A 1243-nucleotide genomic window follows, 5' to 3' on the forward strand; every position below is an offset into this window, starting at 1 on the left:
AACCTTAATAAAATCAGATTCACTGTTCTCTGTTCCCAATGAAGCACCAGTCGTTCTATGCGCCTCATCACAAATGATGAAATCAAAGGCTGCTAAGCCATGATCCTTTTGCGCATCAACAATCACTTGGATCGATTGATAGGTAGCAAAAACAACACTCATAACATGGGGAGAAAAGTTTCCCACTTTCTCGACAAGCTTAGAGGCATCGGTTGTAGCAGGGAGGGCTAAATCAGATGCCGATATTTCCCCATCATCCTCTTGGTTTTTACGGCGCTTGCCGATTTGCTTATCGGAACACACCGCAAAGCAATGCAAAGGCACTTGTGCATCTGCCGTCCATTCACGGATACTTTGTGACATCAAGGCAAGAGAAGGCACCAAAAACAATACACGCTTGCCTGTTCCTGCTATCTGTTCTGCTATCTTCAAACTGGTGAAAGTCTTCCCCGTCCCACATGCCATAATCAGCTTGCCACGGTCTGCTTCTTTTAAACCTTCACAAACCGCTTTGAGCGCTGCTTTCTGATGATCTAAAAGCTTTTTCTTCCTTTGCTCGTAAAGAACAATGTTGCCTGTCTTATCAAAGATACCCCAATCAATTTGACTATTATCCATATCAAAGAGATTAATCCGATAAACCGGAACCGCTTGCCCTTCAATCATGGTATGGGCATTTTCGCTTAAGTCTCTTTCCGTGCTATCAATCAGAAGGCGGTATTTAAATCTCTTTTTACCCGAAATGGCGATAAAGCTTTCAATATCGTCTTGGGTAATCTGATGATTGGTTTCATAAAACTTACAACGAATAGCAACGTAATCCTCTTGATCACGAATTTTAGCTACCAAATCAATATCGGTGTCTGTGTCGCTTCCTTTCCAACCCTTTTCGTCTGCGACCTCTCTATAAGTTTGAACCTTTTCGTATTCTTGCTTTTGGAGCGGGTCCCACGTCAAATAGGCAATGACAAACTTTTCAAAAGCAGCTTGCTTTTCTTGCTCTGATATCGTTTGATCACGATAAGATTGTAAGAGAGAGCGTAAAGTAACATGTTTGTTATCAGAATAAAGAGGGTGAGACATAAAGAACAGACTCCATGACAATATATTCTCTTGATTAATTCTCTTCAAAAGAATCAAAATGAAGTTTAATAAATACATTTCGGATAAATATCGAGTGTCAGATGAGGTGAAATTCCTGTAAAATCGGTAATTTTTTTTCAAAAGGGGTTTTAAAAGGTTG

The 1243-nt window shown here is 40.3% G+C and carries 1 protein-coding gene; it reads right to left on the bottom strand.

All coding sequences use genetic code 11. The features are described from left to right. A partial coding sequence (locus BN67_RS07825) for a restriction endonuclease (RefSeq protein WP_019223572.1) occupies positions 1-1083 on the bottom strand: 1083 nt, incomplete at its 3' end. Between the last annotated feature and the right edge of the window lie 160 nt (positions 1084-1243).

This window comes from Bartonella rattaustraliani AUST/NH4, assembly GCF_000312565.1.
In the GTDB taxonomy this organism is placed as follows: Bacteria; Pseudomonadota; Alphaproteobacteria; order Rhizobiales; family Rhizobiaceae; genus Bartonella; species Bartonella rattaustraliani.